The 18904-nt window shown below is 71.7% G+C and carries 17 protein-coding genes and 1 pseudogene; 6 read left to right on the forward strand and 12 right to left on the reverse strand.

Annotation, left to right across the window (positions count from 1 at the left end):
• Positions 1 to 49: 49 nt before the first annotated feature.
• Both ACWC5O_RS30495 and ACWC5O_RS30500 read right to left on the reverse strand, forming a co-directional pair.
• Positions 50 to 2443: a M4 family metallopeptidase gene (locus ACWC5O_RS30495; RefSeq protein ID WP_450781108.1), complete on the reverse strand. Its 2394-nt coding sequence runs from the start codon at positions 2441 to 2443 to the stop codon at positions 50 to 52.
• Positions 2444 to 2886: 443 nt separating this feature from the next.
• Positions 2887 to 3072: a prolyl oligopeptidase family serine peptidase gene (locus ACWC5O_RS30500; protein ID WP_450591820.1), complete on the reverse strand. Its 186-nt coding sequence runs from the start codon at positions 3070 to 3072 to the stop codon at positions 2887 to 2889.
• Positions 3073 to 3277: 205 nt separating this feature from the next.
• Between ACWC5O_RS30500 and ACWC5O_RS30505 the strand changes: the two genes are divergently transcribed.
• Positions 3278 to 5080, forward strand: a complete 1803-nt coding sequence (locus ACWC5O_RS30505) for an alkaline phosphatase family protein (protein ID WP_450591821.1) — start codon at positions 3278 to 3280, stop codon at positions 5078 to 5080.
• A 10-nt stretch (positions 5081 to 5090) separates the two neighbouring features.
• Here the strand turns inward: ACWC5O_RS30505 and ACWC5O_RS30510 are convergent, their stop codons facing one another.
• Positions 5091 to 7496 (reverse strand): zinc-dependent metalloprotease, encoded by a 2406-nt coding sequence (locus tag ACWC5O_RS30510; protein WP_450591823.1) that lies wholly within the window; start codon positions 7494 to 7496, stop codon positions 5091 to 5093.
• A 3-nt stretch (positions 7497 to 7499) separates the two neighbouring features.
• Here ACWC5O_RS30510 and ACWC5O_RS30515 point away from each other — a divergent pair, with 3 nt between their 5' ends.
• The 3 genes and pseudogenes from ACWC5O_RS30515 (at position 7500) to ACWC5O_RS30525 (ending at position 10315) form a co-directional block, all read left to right on the forward strand.
• A complete protein-coding gene (locus ACWC5O_RS30515) occupies positions 7500 to 9002 on the forward strand; it encodes a metallophosphoesterase family protein (RefSeq protein WP_450591824.1) in 1503 nt (500 codons plus the stop codon).
• A 5-nt stretch (positions 9003 to 9007) separates the two neighbouring features.
• A pseudogene (locus tag ACWC5O_RS30520) lies at positions 9008 to 9334 on the forward strand (DNA polymerase ligase N-terminal domain-containing protein); the annotation flags it as partial.
• A 546-nt stretch (positions 9335 to 9880) separates the two neighbouring features.
• Positions 9881 to 10315, forward strand: a complete 435-nt coding sequence (locus ACWC5O_RS30525) for a cupin domain-containing protein (RefSeq protein ID WP_450591826.1) — start codon at positions 9881 to 9883, stop codon at positions 10313 to 10315.
• On the opposite strand, the gene ACWC5O_RS30530 is transcribed toward ACWC5O_RS30525, so the two are convergent.
• The 4 genes from ACWC5O_RS30530 to ACWC5O_RS30545 form a co-directional block, all read right to left on the reverse strand.
• On the reverse strand, positions 10316 to 10444 hold the full coding sequence (locus tag ACWC5O_RS30530) for a hypothetical protein (RefSeq protein WP_450591863.1): 129 nt from the start codon (positions 10442 to 10444) through the stop codon (positions 10316 to 10318).
• 60 nt (positions 10445 to 10504) lie between these two features.
• Positions 10505 to 10972: a peroxiredoxin gene (locus ACWC5O_RS30535; RefSeq protein ID WP_450591827.1), complete on the reverse strand. Its 468-nt coding sequence runs from the start codon at positions 10970 to 10972 to the stop codon at positions 10505 to 10507.
• Positions 10969 to 11349, reverse strand: coding sequence for a DoxX family protein (locus ACWC5O_RS30540; protein ID WP_450591829.1), 381 nt, complete (start codon positions 11347 to 11349; stop codon positions 10969 to 10971). The genes ACWC5O_RS30535 and ACWC5O_RS30540 overlap by 4 nt, the downstream gene beginning before the upstream one ends.
• A gap of 170 nt (positions 11350 to 11519) precedes the next feature.
• Positions 11520 to 12044, reverse strand: coding sequence for a MarR family winged helix-turn-helix transcriptional regulator (locus ACWC5O_RS30545; RefSeq protein WP_450591831.1), 525 nt, complete (start codon positions 12042 to 12044; stop codon positions 11520 to 11522).
• Positions 12045 to 12305: 261 nt separating this feature from the next.
• Here ACWC5O_RS30545 and ACWC5O_RS30550 point away from each other — a divergent pair, with 261 nt between their 5' ends.
• Together ACWC5O_RS30550 and ACWC5O_RS30555 are read left to right on the forward strand one after the other, a co-directional pair.
• Positions 12306 to 12848, forward strand: coding sequence for a hypothetical protein (locus ACWC5O_RS30550; RefSeq protein ID WP_450591833.1), 543 nt, complete (start codon positions 12306 to 12308; stop codon positions 12846 to 12848).
• Between the two features lie 195 nt (positions 12849 to 13043).
• Entirely contained in the window at positions 13044 to 13802 is a 759-nt protein-coding gene (locus tag ACWC5O_RS30555) for an XRE family transcriptional regulator (protein ID WP_450591835.1), read from the forward strand.
• A gap of 47 nt (positions 13803 to 13849) precedes the next feature.
• Here ACWC5O_RS30555 and ACWC5O_RS30560 read toward each other — a convergent pair whose 3' ends face one another.
• The 5 genes from ACWC5O_RS30560 to ACWC5O_RS30580 form a co-directional block, all read right to left on the reverse strand.
• The gene (locus tag ACWC5O_RS30560; protein ID WP_450591836.1) at positions 13850 to 15208 is read right to left on the reverse strand and encodes an MFS transporter; all 1359 of its coding nucleotides are present in this window, start codon (positions 15206 to 15208) and stop codon (positions 13850 to 13852) included.
• 149 nt (positions 15209 to 15357) lie between these two features.
• The gene (locus ACWC5O_RS30565; protein WP_450591838.1) at positions 15358 to 16308 is read right to left on the reverse strand and encodes a VOC family protein; all 951 of its coding nucleotides are present in this window, start codon (positions 16306 to 16308) and stop codon (positions 15358 to 15360) included.
• Positions 16289 to 17404, reverse strand: a complete 1116-nt coding sequence (locus tag ACWC5O_RS30570) for a 4-oxalomesaconate tautomerase (RefSeq protein ID WP_450591839.1) — start codon at positions 17402 to 17404, stop codon at positions 16289 to 16291. The genes ACWC5O_RS30565 and ACWC5O_RS30570 overlap by 20 nt, the downstream gene beginning before the upstream one ends.
• Positions 17401 to 18111, reverse strand: coding sequence for a 4-carboxy-4-hydroxy-2-oxoadipate aldolase/oxaloacetate decarboxylase (locus ACWC5O_RS30575; RefSeq protein WP_450591840.1), 711 nt, complete (start codon positions 18109 to 18111; stop codon positions 17401 to 17403). Before ACWC5O_RS30575 ends, ACWC5O_RS30570 begins: the two co-directional genes overlap by 4 nt.
• On the reverse strand, positions 18108 to 18866 hold the full coding sequence (locus tag ACWC5O_RS30580) for a PIG-L deacetylase family protein (protein WP_450591842.1): 759 nt from the start codon (positions 18864 to 18866) through the stop codon (positions 18108 to 18110). Before ACWC5O_RS30580 ends, ACWC5O_RS30575 begins: the two co-directional genes overlap by 4 nt.
• Positions 18867 to 18904: the final 38 nt, after the last annotated feature.

Here is an 18904-nt window from a genome sequence, read left to right on the forward strand (position 1 = left end):
ACGGTCCCGCACCCGGAAGCCTCCGGTGTGCGGGACCGTGACGTGGGACTCAGCCGGTCGTCAGGGCGGTGTCGTCCACGACGAAGCTGGTCTGGAGCGAGGAGTCCTCGACTCCGTTGAACTTCAGCGTGACCGTCGAGCCCGCCAGCGAGGACAGGTCGAAGGACTTCTGGCTGTAGCCGGAGGCCGCGTTGAGGTTCGAGTAGGTCGCCAGGGTCTTCGAACCGGCGGTCACCGTCAGCTTGTCGTACTGGGTGCTGCTGGTGGTCTCGTCGGTGTCGATGTGCAGGTAGAAGGTCAGGGTCGCCTTGCAGCCCGCGGGGATCGTCACCGACTGGGACAGGGTGTCGGTGTGCGAGGAGCCGTAGCCGTCGAGCCAGGCCTTGTAGGAGCCGCTGTGGGCCGCCTCACCGCTGTCGGTGCCGATGACTCCGCTGGTCGCCGTCCAGCCGGTGCTGCCGGACTCGAAGCCCGGGTTGCTGAGCAGCTGGGTCGAGGAGCAGCCGCCGCCGGTCGGGTTGACCGTCCAGCTGAAGGTCGCGGTGCCGGTCGCGCCGGTGGAGTCGGTCACCGTGACCGTGGCGCTGGAGCTGCCCGCGGTGGTGGGCGTGCCGGAGACCAGGCCGGTCGAGCTGTTGATCGACAGACCGGCCGGCAGCCCGGAGGCGCTGTAGGAGAGGGCACCGCTGTTGGTGCTGCTCGCCTGGATCTGCAGGCTGACCGCGGTGCCGACGGTGGCGGTCTGGCTGCCCGGGTTGGTGACCGTCACTCCGCTGCTGGGCGGGGTGATGTGGCCGCCGACATTGATACCGGCGAAGGCGTTGCCCACCCCGGCGTACTGGGTGGAGTTGGTGCCGTAGAGCGCGGCGGCCGCGTTGAGGGCCGCGGTGCGGGCGGCGGCGTAGTCGGTGCTCGACGTCATGTACGACGTCAGCGCCTTGTACCAGATCTGCAGGGCCGCGGCCCGGCCGATGCCGGTGACGGCGACGCCGTCGGACGTCGGGCTGTTGTAGGTGACGCCGTTGATGACCTTGGTGCCGCTGCCCTCGGACAGCAGGTAGAACATGTGGTTCGCGGGGCCCGAGGAGTAGTGCACGTCCAGGTTGCCGACGCCGGAGTACCAGCTGTCGGCGGATCCACCGTCCTTGCTGGGCTTGTCCATGTAGCGCAGCGGGGTGCCGTCGCCGTTGATGTCGATCTTCTCGCCGATGAGGTAGTCGCCGACGTCCGAGCTGTTGTTGGCGTAGAACTCCACGCCGGTGCCGAAGATGTCGGAGGTGGCCTCGTTCAGGCCGCCGGACTCACCGCTGTACTCCAGGCCCGCGGTGTTGGAGGTGACACCGTGGCTCATCTCGTGGCCCGCGACGTCGAGCGAGGTCAGCGGGTCGGCGTTGCCGGAGCCGTCACCATAGGTCATGCAGAAGCAGCTGTCGTCCCAGAACGCGTTCACGTACGCGTTGCCGTAGTGGACACGGGAGTAGGCGCCGACGCCGTCGTTCTTGATGCCGCTGCGGCCGAAGGTGTTCTTGTAGAAGTCCCAGGTGACCGCGGCGCCGTAGTGGGCGTCCGCGCCCGCGGTGGCCGCGTTGGACGTGGTGCCGTTGCCCCAGGTGTCGTTGGTCTGGGAGAACAGCGTGCCGGTGCCCGAGGTGCCGTGGTTCAGGTTGTACGTCTTGTGGCCGCCGCGCGCCCCGTCGTTCAGCGTGTAGGTCGACCCCGACTGGGTCGTGGTCAGCGTCACCTGGCCGCTGTACTGGGTGTTGCCGGTCCCGGTCCTGACGGCCTGGTAGCGGTACAGCTCCTTGCCGGTGGAGGCGTCGGTGACGACGTGGAGCCGGCTGGGCGTGCCGTCGTCCTGGAAGCCGCCGACCACCGTCTCCCAGGCGAGCTTCGGGGTGCCGTGGCCGGCCCAGATCACCTTGCGGGCGCTGTCGGCGGTGGCCTTCTTCCCGTCGAGGGCCTTCGCGGCCTTCAGGGCCTTGGTCTCGGCGGCGGACTTGGTGAAGGTCGCGGTGGTGGAGGCGACCTTGATCCTGTGCTTGTTGTTGAAGGTCGTGCTCACGGTGCCCGCGGCCAGGGAGGCGGGCGGGGTGTGCACGACGAGGTCGCCGCCGAGGACCGGGAGGCCGGCGTAGGTGCGTTCGTAACGCGTGTGCAGGGTTCCGTCGTTGTCCTTGACGACGTCCTTGACGACCAGCTTCTCCTTGGCGCCGAGCCCGAGGGTGCGGGCGGTCGCGGAGGTCTTCTCCCTGGCGCTCTTGATCAGCGCGGAGTGCTGGGCGGGGGTGAGCTTGGCCTCCAGGCCTCCGGTGCGAAGGGGGCTCGGGTGGGGGCCTGCGGGCTTGGCGGTCGCCGGGACCGACTGGATGCCGACGGCGAGGAAGGCGGCGGTGGAGACCAGTGCGGCTCCGACCGTGGCCCGTCTGTGGGGAAGACGTCTCACTCGTACTCCTCCTGCTGCGGCCGCCGGGTCGCGGCCGGTGACAGACCGGACAGACGGGTGTGCTGCCCGGGACGAGCTGAGCTGTGCGGGGACCGTGATCCGTGCACACACTTGGAGGATCCGTGTGCGGGGGGAGGATTTCAGCTTTGACCCGCGCATGTCAGCCACGGCGGGGGCAATCGAGGGTTTTCCCTATGCGGGCGGGGCAGCTTGGGACACTCCCGCAGGTATGGCCCCAAACGGTGTCGCAGAAGCCGGACCTGATGGCCCAGCAGATTTCCGGTCAGGTCGGTGCCGATCGGCTGGTGACCCGTGCCGGGCAGGAGCAGCGCCTCGGACAGGCGCAGGGTGTGGACGGGCCGGACGTTGGTGTCGGCGAGGCCGTGGACCAGCAGCAGGGGGCGGGCGAGCCGGTGCGCCTCGCCGAGCAACGAGCAGGCGTCTTACCGCTCGGGGTGCTCGTCCGGGTGGCCGAGGAACCTCTCGCGCCAGTGGGCGTGATACAGCCGCTGGTCGGTGACGCCCGCGCCGGCGACGGCCGCGTGGAAGACGTCCGGACGGTGCAGGACGGCCAGGTCGGCGTGCGAGAACAGGATGCCGGAGGCGGTACGGGCGGGGAGTCCGGTCATCAACTGCACCCAGTGGGCGTCCCCTTGGATGACGCCCCGGAGCAAGGTGCCACCTGACCAACACCACGCCAACTTGTCTGGTCAAGTTTGGCCTCGGTTCTTCCGTTCGACAGCGCAGACCGATACCTATGTCCCGTTCATCGTGCACAGCCGGGCCGTACGGCCCACCCTCACCACACCCTCTTGAACGGGACGAGGTACACGCATGCGACTGCGTTGGAGATCCCTCGGCGGGCTCCTGGCCCTCCTCGGCGCACTGATCGTCTCCGCTCCCGCGGCCCACGCGGCCGGCGGCAGCGGCAATCTGATCGTCAACGGCGACGCGGAGGGCGGCGGTTACTGCACCGACGACTGGTCCGCGGCCACCACGGTGCCCGGCTGGACGACCGAGGCCGGCGGCCCGGACGTCATGTGCCACACCGCAGGGTCCTTCGGGCTGCCGAGCGACGGCAAGTCCCCCGGCAAGGCCTTCTTCGGGCCCGGCAACTTCGGTGACGGCTCGATGTCGCAGACCGTGGACGTCTCCTCGGCGGCCACGGCCGTCGACGGCGGCGGCGTGAGCTACAACCTCTCCGGCTGGCTCGGCGGCTGGACGGTCTACGGCGGCTATGTCGCGGTCGGCCTGCACTTCCACGACGCGAGCGGCCACCCGCTGGGTACGACGGCCAAGCTGCCGACGGCCTCCGCGTCCGACCGGGGCCTGGTCACCAAGTTCCTGTCCCGCGCCATCACCGGCCAGGTGCCCGTGGGGACCCGGTCGATCCAGGTCGAGGTGCAGTTCCTGTCGACGTCGCACGAGACCGGCTACCTCGACAACCTCTCCCTCACCCTGAACACCCCGGTCACCGCGCCGGCGCCGCTCACCCCGCCCGCGTCCCAAGTGCCCGGCTACGACCACGTGTTCATGGTCATGATGGAGAACACCGACTACTCCGAGGTCATGAACGACCCGGCCGATACGCCCTACATGCACAGCCTGATGAACCAGGGCGCGACCCTGACCGACTTCCACGGCGTCTACCACCCGAGCGACGAGAACTACCTCGCCGTCGCCGGCGGCGACACCTATGCCAGGGGCGCCACCTACTGGCCCAACATCAACTCCCCGCAGCGCAACCTGGGCGACACCCTGGAGGACGCCGGGAAGACCTGGAAGGCCTACGAGCAGGGCATGGGAACGCCCTGCAACACCAAGAACACCTACGACAGTTACTACGAGCCCGACGACGCCCCGTTCATCAACTACACCGACATCAGCGGCAACGCGTCGCGCTGCGCCGCGCACCTGTTCGACACCTCGCAGCTGACCACCGACCTGCAGTCGGCCGCGACCACTCCGAATTTCTCCTGGATCGCGGCCGACGACTACTACGACGGCGAGGCCTCCGGCAACGGCAGCACCACCAGCCTGAAGACGCAGGACGGCTGGCTGAAGCAGACCCTCGCCCCGGTGCTGTCCTCCCCCGCCTGGACCCAGCAGCGCTCCCTGCTCGTCCTGACCTGGGACGAGAGCCAGAGCGAGGCCTACAACCACATCGTCACCACGGTCGTCGGCTCGCAGGGCACCGTCCCGGCCGGCACCAGCAGCCCGGCCCACTACGACCACTACGGCATCGCCCGCACCATCGAGGCGGCCCTCGGCCTGCCCGGCCTGACCGCCAACGACACCTACGCGACACCGCTGAACGCCGCCTTCGCACCGTCCACCGCGACGGCGCCGACGCTCACCGGTGACCTGGACGCGGTCGCGAACGGCGGCAACGTCACCTTCCGGTACGCGGTCCCGTCCGCCGGGCAGGTCAGCGCGAAGAACTGGATCGGCATCTACCCGGCCGGTGCCACCCCGGGCCAACGGTCCGCACTGACCTGGGCCTACACACCCAACGCCAGCGGTGCGGCCACCTTCTCCACCGGCAAGGTCAACGGCGCGGGCAAGTACGACGTGTACTACCTCGCAAACGACGGCTACTCGGTGCTGGCCGGGCCGTTCTCGCTGACCGTGGACTGACCAGGCACCCTCAGTTCGGCGCCCCGGGCGGCACCCGGGGCAGCGGGTCGAGCCTCACCGTGCGTGGGTCGGCCAGGTACGCACCGATCAACCTGGCCGCTTCACGCCGCTGTTCCCCGGCCATCACACGCAGCGCGTCGGCGAGTCGTCGCAGGGCGTCCCGGAGGGTGGCCCTGGCCGGAGCGTGCAGGCCGGGCGTTTCGAGAACGGTGAGCAGATGGTTCAGGACGGTCCAGTCGGCCGTGTGCCGCACGCCCTCCCCTCCGGGCACCTGTGCGTCGCCGCCCTCCTCGTCGCCCAGCCAGGTCGTGGCCAGCAGGGCGTCCACGACATCCCCGACCCCCGGCATGGCCGGGTCCTTCGCGTGCTGCCAGGCCACGCGGCCGAGCCGGGCGGGGTCGAGCAGTTCGGCGGTGACGAGGGTGACGGCGGTCCGTACGGCCTCGAAGGGGTCGGGGAGCCGTCCGGTGCGGGTGTCGAAGTACTGGTCGCTCCGCTCGTACCGGATCGCGGGCGGGGTGAGGGCATCCAACACCGCCTCGGGCAGGCCGAGTCGGCCGGCCCGGAGCAGCTCGGCCAGTCGGGTCAGGGCCGTACGCTGGGTGGCCGCGTCGACGGGCTCGACGCCCGGGGCGTCGTCCCCGGCCTGCGCATAGCCGTACCGGGCCCCGCCGACGAGGCGGGCGACGGCGGTGACCTCGTGGCGGTGGAGCAGATGCAGCAGAACCGCCCGTTCCTCCAGTTCACCGGTCTGCCGGCCGGGCGGCAGCACCGCGCGTGAGAAGCCCTCCATGGCGACGCGCCGTACCCGCAGCACGGTCTCCAAGGCCCGGAGTGGGTCTCCCTCGGTGACCCAGGGCACGCCGTCCGGGTGCGCGGCCGCGGCGCCCTGGGCGTCCACGTCGCTCACATACCCCAGACCCGCCTCCGCAATCTCGCGGCGCAACCCGGCCAACTCGCGTTCCTCGTCGGCGAAGTGGCCGTAGCCATGGGCGACGAGGAAGTGGTCCCAGGGGCCGAGGCCGGTGGGGTAGGCGTGGGTGAGGTCGAGCTCGCCGGTGTCGCTCACGGTGACGCGGGCGTGCGGGTAGTCCATGACGGACGGTGCCGGGTGCCGTGTACTGGCGAAGTTGTGCATGAACCCGAGGGCGTGGCCGATCTCGTGCGCGGCGAGCAGGCGGAGCCGGGCGAGCACCAACTCCTGGACGACGGCGAGGCGTTCGGCCTCGTCGGGGCGGCCGTACGGGGCGAGCAGCGCCTCGCCGAGCGCGCGGACCTGGTCGAGGCGCTGGGAGCCGAGCCGGACCCGGGCGTGCAGGATCTCACCGCTGCGCGGGTCGGTCAGGCCCTGCCCCAGGGACCAGCCCCGGCCGGAACGGTGCACCCACACCACGCCGTTGACCGCTGGGTCGTGCGGGTCGAAGTCGTCGCCCGCGGCCTCGACGCGGTAGGCGTCGGGCAGGCCGATCCGGGCGAAGGCCTCCCGCCACCAGTTGCCGCCCTCGACGACCGCCGTACGGAAGGGCTCGGGGACGGCCGGATCGACGCGGAAGACGATGGGCGCGCCACCGGGCTCGGCACGGAACCGGGGCTGGACCTTGACCTGGGTGTCCGCACGTCCGGCCAGGCCGTGGTCGGCCCACCCGACACCGTAGCCGCCGGAGGCCGGATGGTAACGGCGGGCGGGCAGCGGGTACTTGGGCAGGCGCAGGAGGACCAGCTGCTGGACGACGGTCACCGCGCGCGGGTCGGCGGCGGCCGCCCGGAGGGCCGGGCCGCGGCCTGGTCCCCGGAAGGTGAGCAGCGCGGGCAGACGGGTGGCGTCTGGCCCGGTGCGACTGTCGGCGACGAGCGGAAGACTCGTGGCGGCGTCGAGGGCGTACTCGCCCTGCCCCTCGTCCTCCAGGTGCTCGGCGACCCGGTCGTGGTCGTACAGCACGAGCCCGGTGGCGTCCACGACGACCGCTCCCGCTTCCTCCCGCAGCACCGGTCCGCTCCACACCACGGACACGGCGAAGGACTCCTGCCCCGCCCGCACGGCGGCCGGCTCACCGCTGGTCAGGAAGTGCTTGTTGCGCACGAGGAGCAGCACCCGGCCGCCCACCCGGCGGAACTCCGCGAGGCGTGCCTTGCCCGCCCGCCCCCGGTCCAGCTGCAGCTCGCTGGACCCGACCCCCTGGGAGAGCGAGACGGTGAGCAGGAACGGCTCGTCGAAGTAGCGGATGCCCAACAGCCGCCGCTCCGGGCCGCTTTCGAGGTCGGGCACGAGGTCGAGGAAGTCGGGGGCGGAGGTGTCGTCGCCGGTCATGCGGGCCTCTCGGTCGGTGTGGTTCCCGGAACGCTCGGTGCGGGTCCGGGGACGCATCGTGTCAGGACCCGCCCTGCGGGCCGTGATCGACTCGTTGTTACCGTGCACCGCGTGTCTGAATCCTCACGCGATACCGCACAGGGCGCCGGCTGGGGCGCGGCCGAACGCGGCGCCTACCAACAGCTCATGCCCGACCACGTCGAGAAGCTGTCGTGGCTGAACCCGAGGACCCTGTGGGCCGCCCGCAACGGGGTGCTGGCGTCCTGGTTCGGGGACCCGACGGGCCGTACCCGCAGCCGCCTGGTGGCCCGGCAGGCCGAGGCGGGGGCACCCGTCGACAAGGTGATCCGGCGGGAGGTGCCGGACCGGTTCTCCTTCATGGTCATCGGGGACACCGGCGAGGGCGACGACTCCCAGTACGCCGTCGTGCCGGGCTTTCTGAAGGCAGGTCAGGACACGGAGTTCGCGGTGATCGCGAGCGACGTCATCTACCCCGTCGGCAGCGCGGACGACTACGGCACCAAATTCTTCCAGCCGTACCAGGACTACCCGGCTCCCATATACGCGATACCGGGCAACCACGACTGGTACGAGGACCTCGGCGCGTTCATGCGCGTCTTCTGCGCCGACGCACCACCGCCGGCCCCAGAGCCCGCGCCCCGCCCGCTCACCGGCGCCTGGTGGCAGGCCCTGCTCTGGCACCGGCCGCGCCCGGCGGACGGGCAACGCCTCGCCGACGCACGGAAGTTGAGGTCGGCGCCAGCTCAACAGGCCGTACAACCGGGGCCGTACTGGGCGATCGACGCCGGCCCGGTGCGGATCGTCGGCATCGACACCGGGCTGCTCGGCACGATCGACGCCGAACAGGGCGGGTGGCTGCGGGAGGTCTCCCGCGGGCCGAAGCCGAAGATCCTGATCACCGGCTCGCCGCTGTACGTGGACGGCGAGCACCACCCCTGCGCCATCGAGGGCGGCGGCACGGTCGACGACATCGTCCGCGACCCGGCGCACCACTACGTGGCCGCGATCGGCGGCGACATCCACAACTACCAGCGCTATCCGGTCGACGTGGACGGCCGGACCATCCAGTACGTGGTCTCGGGCGGCGGCGGCGCGTTCATGCACGCCACACACACCATCCCGCGGGTGTCGGTCGCTGGCGTCAGCGAGCGGGACTTCCGCTGCTATCCGCTGCGGGGTGACTCGCTGGCCTTCTACAGCCGCCTGTACGGCCGCCGCCTGCGCCTGCCGCGCTTCTTCACGCTCACCGAGTCCGAGGCGACTGCCGTCATCGCCGAGCGGCTGGGCATCGAGCCGGGCCGGGCACCCGCCCCGGAGGCCCGGGTCACCCGGCGCACCCGCCTGGTCGCGAGCCTGCTGGGCACCGGCAGCCGCCCCGACCGCACCTCCCGCTTCCGGCTGCCCGTGCGAAAGCTGTACACCCAGCTGTTCTCGCCCGGCTCGGCCACCTACAGCCCGCCGTTCTTCAAGTGCTTCCTGCGCCTGGACGTCACCCCGGAGGCGGTACGGCTGCGCTGCTTCGCCGCGACGGGCAACCGCGCCCAGGAACTCGATCCGCCGGTCGAGGACGAGGTCATCATCCCGCTGAACTGATCATGCGGTGCGAGTACGGCGGCGGCACCGTGATCGTCTGGGATCACGGGACGTACGAGCCGCTCAGCCACGACCGCCGGGGCCGTCCGGTGGACTTCGCGGAGTCACTGGAGCAGGGACACGCCACCTTCCGGCTGCGCGGAGCAAAGCTGCACGGCGAGTACGCCCTCACCCGCTTCCGCACCGGCCAGGACGAGGAGGAGGCCTGGCTGCTGGTCCGCAAGGGCGCCGCCCGCGCGGAGGCCCAGGGCACGCCGGACCCCCGCCGGGCCCGCTCGGTCCGCACCGGACGCACGCTGGCCCAGGTCGCCGCCGACGACGGCCGGGAGTGACCGCGGGCGCCGGTGGGCGTCATGCGGTGCCGGGCTCGGCCAGGACCGGTCGGCGCCCCGGCACCACGACGGCCGCCGGTACGCGGGAGCAGCACGGCGATCACCAGCATCAGGGTGTCCGCCGCGGCACGCGCGAGTTCGGCTCGCACGGCTTGTGAGGCGAAGTCCTGTGCGTGGGGCCGCAAGTGGGCCGGAAGGCTGTCGGGCAGCCGGATGCGCGCACCGCCTGCCCGACTCGTCTGCGCCGTGCCACGAAGGTTCGTGGCGAAGTCCGCTCGGGACCGGGCGGGCAGGCGCTCAGCCGCGCGGTTCGGCAGGGACGGTCCCCACCGCCACGTTGTTCACGGGGACGAGGTCGAGGTCCATCACGGGTCCGGTCAGCAGCAGACCGGCCGCGGAGCCAGTGCGATCTCCCGGAGCCCGGAAGCCAAGGGCGCGGTCCGCCGGGCGGTTCCAGGAAATCCGGATCGACAGGTTCCGCCCCCAACGCGACCTCCCCGGGCCTATGTTCACGGCGGTACTCCCTCGCGCCCATGGAGGCTCCGCATGCGCACCGCACTCCGCATGGCCGTCACCGGCGTGGTGACCGCCGCCACCGTCCTGACCTGCGGCACCGCCGGGGCGACCCCGCCGGGGCCCGGGGTCACGGCCCGGCTCATCAGCCAGACCACCGTCGGCGGCACCGACTACACCCTGCGGGAGATCACCATCCCGCCCGGTCAGAGCACCGGATGGCACTACCACGACGGTCCGCTGTACGGCTTCGTGAAGCAGGGCACGCTGAGCCACTTCGACTCCACCTGCGCCTCGGACAGCGTGTACCGGAAGGGCTCGACGATCCAGGAGCCGTCCGGCCCGGGCCACGTCCACATCGGCCGCAACCTGGGTGACACCCCGCTCGTCCTCGATGTGCTCTACGTGCTGCCGCACGGCTCCCCGTTCTCGGAGGACGCGCCGAACCCGGGCTGCTCGTTCCAGTGATCAGGCGTCGGGCAGCGGCTGTTCCGCCCGGATCGTCTTGCCGCTGCCCGTCTGCCGGCTGCCCCAGCACTGGGTGAGCCGGGCGACCAGGAGCAGCCCGCGGCCGCCTGATCGCCGCGGCCGCGACACGCTCCATACACCCAAGGATGATCCAATCGTTCCAGGGCATGAGCGCGGCAGCGGCCCGCCTCAGCCCTTGTGGGCGCGCAGTGCGGACAGGGCCCGGTCGGCGTGGGTGTTCATCCGCAGCTCGCTGCGGACGATCTCCAGGACCGAGCGGTCCTCGGCGATGACGAAGGTGACTCTCTTGGTGGGCGCGAGCGTGAAGCCCCGCTTGACCCCGAAGCGCTCGCGGACCGCTCCGTCGGCGTCGGACAGCAGCGGCATGCCGAGGGTGTGCCGGCCGGCGAACTCCTGCTGCCGTTCGACGCTGTCGCCGCTGATTCCCACCGGGCGGGCGCCGACGGCGGCGAATTCCGCGGCGAGGTCGCGGAAGTGGCAGGCCTCGGCGGTGCAGCCGGGCGTCAGGGCGGCGGGATAGAAGAAGAGGACCACCGGGCCCTCGGCCAGCAGCTCGGTGAGCCGCCGGGTGGTGCCGGTCTCGTCCTGCAGGGCGAAGTCCTCGACCTTGTCCCCGACCTCGATACGCTCGCTCACGACCGTCCTTCTCCATTCCTTGCGACACCGCGGGCCCACAGCACGAGGGGCACCTGGAGGGGCAGCCGGGCCAGGGCCGCGTTCCGCTGCGGTGCGGGCCGGTGCCGCCAGTCGACGGCCATCTTCACGTTGGCGGGGAACACCCCGACGAAGAAGGCGGCGGCCGCCTTCGCGGCCACGGCGCGCGTCCGGGGCGCGGCCACACCGGCCGCCAGCGCCAGTTCCACGAACCCGCTGCCGTACGTCCATGCCCTGGGCGAGCCCGGCAGCGTCTTCGGAATCGTGGCGTCGAACCGCCGCGGGGCGGCGAAGTGGGCGACCCCGGCCGCGGCCAGCAGGCCGGCCAGCAGCAGGGGTGAGCGTTCGGACCGGGGCACGGCTCCTCCTCTGGTGTCCTGCCGCCGGATATTACTCGACGGTAGACGTCGGGGCCGTTGCTTCGGCGCTAACAGATGGGGCTGCTACCGCGGGAGGAACGGCCGGGCCCTCCGCTCCGGAAGGAACGAGCGGCACCATTACTCCGGGGGCACGGCCGGAGCCGCCACCGTCAGGCCTTCGAAACGGGAACGTCGGCCTCCTGGACGGACTCGTCGTCCACCGCGCAGGCGAGGAAGTCGTCGACCATGCGATGGAACAGCCCGGCCAGCTGCCGCAGTTCCTCGGGCTGCCAGTCGGAGAGGGCGAGCTGCATCCCGCGGGCCCCGGCCTCCCGGACCCGCGCGACGGCCTCCCGGCCGGCGTCGGTGAGCTGGATCCGCTGGGCCCGGCGGTCGTCGGGGTCGGGGACCCGGGTTACGTACCCCGATCGCTGCAGTTGCTGCACGGTCCGCGTCACGTGGGAGGCCTCCACGCCCAGCCGCTGCGCCAGCTCCCCCGGCCTGAGCGGCTCGGAGTCGGCGATCTGCCGCAGCAGCGCCACCGCGGCCCGGTCCAGCGGCACGCCGGCCAGCGCCATCAGCCGCTCGTGCCGGCGAGCACGCGTGGCCAGGTACGTGATGCGCGTCAGGGCCCGCTCGATCTCGATGACCTCGGCGGAGGCGGACGGGACGTCGGGCAGCGGTTCCGTGGACATACTCACGAGTTTACGCATATGGTTGCGTAACTTAAGTAACTTAGTGAAGTGCCCGTGCCCGGACGTTCACGGAGACGGGCAGGACGGTGGAACGCCTCTCGGCACAGGACCGGATGGACCAAGACGCGGGGCGGCGCCCGTCCCCGGGGACGTCCCCCGCGTCCCAGGGGATGCGGGAACGGCATCCTGACGGTCCGTCACGGCAACGCTGGCTGTTGTGATCACGGTTCGTGGTCACGAGAACGACAGCCGGAGGTTTCCATGATCCGACGGACTCTCAAGAGCGGGGTACTGGCCACGGTCGCGGTGCTCGCGTTCCTGCCCGCGGCGGCCGGGGCCGCCCCGGCGAGCGCGACCACCACCCCACGCCCGGTGCCCAGCATCGCGGCCCAGCACACCACGCACCACGCGAAGCAGCGCACGCACCACACCAAGCACCGCGGCCACCACGCCAAGCGCACCGTCCGCCGCGTCCACCACCGTCGCTACCGCACGCGTCACATCCCCCACTTCGTCGCCGCGGGAGTGGCGCGGGCGGTCGCGCAGGGCATGTCGTACCGCCGCACCCTGCCCGCCCTCGGCCGGGTCTCCACGCACGGCGCCCGGCTGAACGTCCGCTCCGGTCCCGGCACCGGCTACCGCGTGATCGGGCACCGGCACACGCACCGGCTGCTCGCACTCAGCTGCAAGACGTACGGCTCCTGGGTGTACGGCAACCACACCTGGTACCGCCTCCCGCACCACCGGGGCTATGTCTCCGCCCGCTACGTCCGCACCGGCCGCACCGCCGTCCCGTGGTGCTGACGACCACTCACACACGCACCGCCTGACCGTCGAAGGCCTGCCCGGGAACCCCCTTCTCCCGAACAGGCCTTCGGCGTACACACGCCTCACCGTCCTCATACCTCGGCCGGTGTTGCGGATCCCGATCCCCTGGGAAGCCATTCCGACAACAGGGGCGAAAGTGCCCATAGCGGAATGGGAGTCGAGGGACGCACGATGCGGCATCCCCAAGGATCGACCACGCCGGACGAGCCACTGGTGGTGAGACTGCGCGAACTGAAGGACGGTACGGGACTGAGCCTGGCGGCACTGGCCGCGCGCACCCCGTACAGCAAGTCGGCCTGGCACCGCTATCTGACCGGCAGCAAACGGCCCCCGCGGGCCGCGGTGGAGGCGCTGAGCCGACTGGCCGGCGCCGACCCCGAAGTCGTACTGGCCCTGTGGGAGGCGGCCGGAGAGCCGCCCGCACCGAGTCCACCCGAGCAGGCGGCCCGGTCCCGCTCGCGATGGCTTCCGCTGTCGGCGCTCGCGCTGCTCGGCACGGCCGCCGCGGTTGCCGCCGCGGTCACCGTCTCCGGCCGGCAGGGCGCCCCCGCTCCCGCCGCGCAGACCCTCCTGACCGTGCCCCGCTGCCACGCCCGCTCCTGTCAGGGCCAGTTGCCCGACGCGTCGGTGTGCGCCCGGGACGCGCTGACCAAGAGCACGGTGTCCGACACCGACTACGACGTCCGGCTGCGCTACTCCCCCTCCTGCGGCACCGCGTGGTCGGAGGTACGGCTCCGCACCCCGATGGCACGGGAGGTGTCGGTACGGGCCGGGCAGGACGTGCTGTCGGCGAGCTATCCGGCGGGCGAGTCCGCCGAGGACACGAGCCCGATGCTCGCCGTCCGCTCCCCCAAGGGCGTGGAGGCCTGCGCCGAGGTGGACGGGAAACTGGCGTGCACGGGGCTGGATGTGGAGCCGCCCGGCGAGTGAGGAGACGGCGGTGCCGCACCCGGGATCCGGGTGCGGCACCGTGTCGGTCACCGGGCGGCGACGAGTTGCTGCTCCGCGCCGCTTCGCTCCGGCCCCCGGGCCGAGCGCAGGGCCGCGAGGCCGATGAAGACCATCGACGACACACCGGCCAGGGCGAAGGCGGTGAACCCCCAGTCGCCGTTGCCCGCGGCGAGCAGCTGACCGCCGAGCCAGGGGCCGAAGACGGCGCCGAAGCGGCCCATGCCGGAGGTCCAGCCGACGGCGGTGGCGCGGTTGTCCGGGGTGGAGCGGATGGAGACGGTCGCGTAGATCATCGTCTGGGCGCTGTTGAGGAACACGCCGGTGAGGAAGACGACCAGGAAGGTCACGCCCAGCGGCATGTGGACGCTGAGCAGGAAGACACCGGCCGCGGTGAGCGCGAACCAGATCGCGGAGATGCGCGGGGCGCCGGTGGGGGTCCCCCCGCGCGAGCGGAGCCGAGCGTGGGGGAGGTCGGCGGCGCGGCCCGCGACCAGCATGCCGACGATGCCGCCGAGGTTGAACAGGACGACGAAGGTCAGCGCGGAGCCGAGGTTGTAGCCCTCGCCGCGCATCAGGGTGGGCAGCCAGGTGGCGACGCCGTAGACGAGGAAGAGACCGCCGAAGGAGGCCAGCCAGTAGAGCAGGGTCTGGAGCCACTCGCCGCCGCGGAACAGGTTGAGCAGGGCGTCCCAGCGGTCGGCGGGCGTCTTCCTGCCGGCGGCGGGCAGCTCGACCTCGTAGCGGTCGGCCAGCGCCCGGGCCTGTTCGGTGCGGCCCTTGGTGACCAGGAAGCTCAGCGACTCGGGCATCACCTTGGCGAGCACCGGGACGAAGAGCAGCGGGAGCACGCAGACCCAGAACGCGCAGCGCCAGCCGACGGGCTCCACGAGCCACTTGGCGACGTAGGCGGAGAGGATGCCGCCGGCGTGGTGGGCGGTCATCAGCGCGCCGATGGTCAGGGCGCCGCGGCCGCCCCTGGCGTAGTCGGAGACCATGCTGATCGCGGTGGGCAGCAGACCGCCGAGGCCGACACCGGCCAGGGTCCGGCCGAGGCCGAAGACCGCGACGCTGTCCGCTGTCGCGCACACGCCGGAGGCCAGCGAGAACAGCGTGACGCAGGCGACCATCAGCCCCTTGCGGCCGATGCGGTCCGCGATCGTGCCCGCCGCCAGGGCGCCCACCAGCATGCCGAAGGTGGCGTAGCTGCCGAGGTCGCCGGCCTGGTCGGGGGTGAGGCCGAAGGTCCTGGTCGCCAGCAGGTGGGGCAGCACCGAGCCGTAGATGAACATGTCGAGGCCGTCGAAGAGGACGGCGAGCCAGCACAGTCCGACGACCAGCAGCGCGAGTCTGCTGCCGCGAGCGGAGGGGGCGGGGGAGGAGGACATCTTTGTTTTCCTCTCGTCCAGGAGGCGTTCCCTGGAGGGGATCAGTGAGTGCGCCAGACGCTAAGGACCCATCACGCGTAACGTCAACATTTTTGTCAACAATCGCATTGACAATAAGGCGCCGGCGTGGGGACGCAGGGCGTCGGCGGTCAGCCCACCGGCGGTGTGCCGTGGCTGTGGAACGACTCGATGGTCTTAAGCCCCCAGGCCTGCCCCTTGGCCCGCTCGGCCTCGGTCCAGGTGATGAGCGGCCAGTCCGGGGCCAGGACGAGCCGGGTGAGCGGGTTGCACAGCTCGATGCGGTTGCCGCCGGGCTCGTAGACGTAGAGGAAGAACGTCTGTTGGATGGCGTGCTTGTGCGGGCCGGTCTCGATGAAGACGCCGGTGTCGATCGCGAGGTCGGCGGCGCGCAGGATGTCCTCGCGGGTGTCGGTCGCGAAGGCGATGTGGTGCAGCCGGCCGCTCGAACCGGTCCAGTCGTCCGTGTACACGACGTCGTACGACTTGTTCGTGAAGGTCAGCCAGCGGGCCGCGATCCGCCCGGTGTCGAGCCGGATCTGCTCGGTGGGCCGGGCGCCGAGCACGTGTTCCTGGAACTCGGCACTGGCGAGTACGTCGGCAGCGAGGAAGTTGACGTGATCGAGCCGCCGCACCCCCACGCCCCGGTTGGGCTTGGCCTGCGGCTGGTTCTTCAGCGCCGGTTTCAGCTCGTCGGGGGCCTGGTAGTGCTCGCTCTCCCAGTACAGGGCGTGCTCGTGTCCGTCCGGATCGGTCGTGACGTACAGCGCGCCGAGGCCGGGTTCGTCCTCGGCCCAGCGCCCCTTGCCGCCTGCCGCCTCGATCGCCCTGATACGGCGGTGCAGGGCCTCCTCGCCCGAGGTGCGCAGCGCGAGCCGGCCGAGGCCGGGCCGGTCCCGGGCAGTGAGGACGAGGCTGTGGTGCTCGTAGTCGTCGAAGGTGCGCAGATAGACGGTGTCGCCGTCCTCTCCGTTGACCGTGAGCCCGAGGTAGTCGGTGAAGAAGGCGACACTGGCGTCCAGGTCCGGGGTGAACAGCTCGACGTGGCCGATATGGGCGATGTCACCGAGCGGCGGAGCCATCGTTGCCTCCAAGGGGTTGTGCGGGTGCGGGGGCGGCGGCACGCGGGAAGACGATGCCGTCGATGATCTTTCGGGCCGTGCGGACGACGGCGGTACGACGCGCCGTGGGCGGGCAGGCAGCCGGATCGACGGCCGTCTCGATGTCCAGGAAGCCGCTGGGGTGCTCGATGCGGACGCGGTCACCGCGCTCGGGCGGCTGGGCGATCCCCTCCCCCACCCCGCCGGGCAGCCGCAGTCCGGCCGCCACGCTCGCGGCACCGAGGACGCCGATGGAGGTGTGGCAGCGGACGGGGATGAAGGTGCGGGTGGTGACCGCGCCGCCGGCGCGGGGCGGGGCGAGCAGGGTGAGCTTGGGGACCGTGGCGGTCTCCACGTCCCCGAGTCCCATCAGCCGCCCGGCCCCCAGCCGGATCTCACGGAGGCGGTCGGCGAGCGCCGGGTCCTCCTCCAGGTCCTTCGGTTCCTCGTATCCGGTGACCTTCAGCGCGGTCGCCGGGACGAGCACGGTCGGCATCCCGTTGTCCACGCAGGTCACTTCGGTACCGGCGACGGTGTCGCGGACACGGCCCGTGGGCAGCAGCGGGGTGTCCCCGGCCGGGAACTCGATCACCACGGGCGCCGCGGTGCCGGGCACGCCCGGGATCTCGACGTCACCGGTGTAGTCGACGCGCCCGTCCGGGGTGGGGAAGGTGGCGACGGCCCGCTCCCCCGTGTTGAGCATGCGGATCCGTACGGAGGTCTCGCCGCCACCGGGGGCCACGAGCCCCCGCTCGACCGCGAACGGGCCGACTCCGGCGAGGATGTTCCCGCAGTTCTGACGGTCACTCACCTCGCTGCGGTCCACGGCCACCTGGAGGAAGAGGTAGTCCACGTCGGCGTCCGGGGCGCCGGAGGCGGAGACGACGGCCACTTTGCTGGTGAGCGGGTGGGCGCCGCCGAGTCCGTCGGTCTGGCGCGGGTCGGGGCTGCCCATGATCCGCAGCAGCAGGTCGTCGCGGGCCGCCGGGTCGGCGGGCAGGTCCTCGGCCAGGAAGTAGGCGCCCTTGGAGGTGCCGCCGCGCATCAGCATGCAGCGCACCTCCGTGGACCCGCTCACGCCCCGGCTCCGTCCCGGGCGCGCTCCTCGTACGAGGTGTACCTGACGCCCAGTTGCGCGAGCCTCTCCCGCAGCCCGTACCGGTCCAGGCCCAGTTGGCCCTCGACGAAGGCGGCGCGGGAGGCGGCTTCCCTTGCCTCGCGGGCCGCGGACGCCTCGACGGCCTCGCGGGCCTTCTCGCGCGGCACGACCACGACTCCGTCGTCGTCGGCGAGGATCACGTCACCGGGCCGGACCGGCTGACCGCCGACGGCCACGGGTACGTTGACCGAGCCGCCGGTCGCCTTCACGGTGCCCTGCGCCGAGATGGCCGCCGACCAGGCGGGAAAGCCGAGTTCGCGCAGCTCCTGGGTGTCACGGATGCCGGCGTCGATGACCAGGCCGCGCACACCCCGCTGCTTCAGCGCGGTGGCGAACAGCTCGCCGAACATGCCGTCGGTGGAGGGCGAGGTGGTGGTGACGACCAGCACGTCGCCCTCGCCGCACTGCTCGACGGCCGCGTGGATCATGAGGTTGTCGCCGGGCCAGGACAGCACGGTGACCGCGGTGCCCGCGACCCGGGTGCCCTGCTGGATCGGACGCAGCCGCGCCGGGAGGAGACCGGTGCGGCCCATGGCCTCGTGCACGGTGGCCACGCCGTACCCGGCGAGGGCCTCGACGTCCTCGGCGTCGGCCTTGGGCGGGCCGGTGACGATCACGCCGCTCATACCAGCTCCTTGGTGACCTGCGGGTAGGGGCGCATGTAGGCCTCGGCCATGGCCTTGTGGGGCAGGCCGAGGTTGGGGCCCGCGTTGCGCTTGAGCTGGACGCCGCGGCGGACGGCGAGGTCGGTGTAGTAGTCCCACAGGTGCTGCTGGGCGCCGAGGCACTCCATGGCCTTGCGCTTGGTCTCCCACACCTCGGTGATGTCGAGCAGGACTTCGGGCCGGAAGCCGCTCATCTCGGGCTGGTGGGGCTCGAAGTAGAAGACGGGCGGGGCGCCGATGATCTCGCCGGGGCCGGGGTAGCCGATGGCCTGGGCGAGGACCCGGGCTTCCAGAGCCATGCGGTTGGCCGCCGGGTGGTCGCCGTTGTAGGGGTCCTCGACCGGGTGGGTGAGCACCACGTCGGGCTGGGTCTCGCGGAAGACGGCGACGAGCCGGTCGGTCAACTCGGCGCCGAGGACGAGCGGGTAGTCGCCGGCGTCGAAGAAGCGGACCTCGGCACCGAGCGTGGCGGCGGCTTCCTCGGCCTCCGCCCGGCGTATCGCCTTGATCTCCTCCAGGGTCTTCCCCTCGCGCCACGCCTTGGCGGACTCGCCGCGCTCGCCGAAGGTGAGGCACGCGATGATGACCTTCTCCCCGCGGGAGGCGGCCAGGGCGATGGCTCCGCCCGCGCGCCACACGAAGTCCCCGGCGTGCGCGGTGACGACCAGTGTCGAACGTGGTGGGGCGGGGGGCACGGGCGCGTGGGCGTGCGTCATTGCGGAAATCTCCCTTTTCAGGCTCGGTTCACCGCAGG

It is taken from the genome of Streptomyces sp. NPDC001450 (assembly GCF_053597295.1).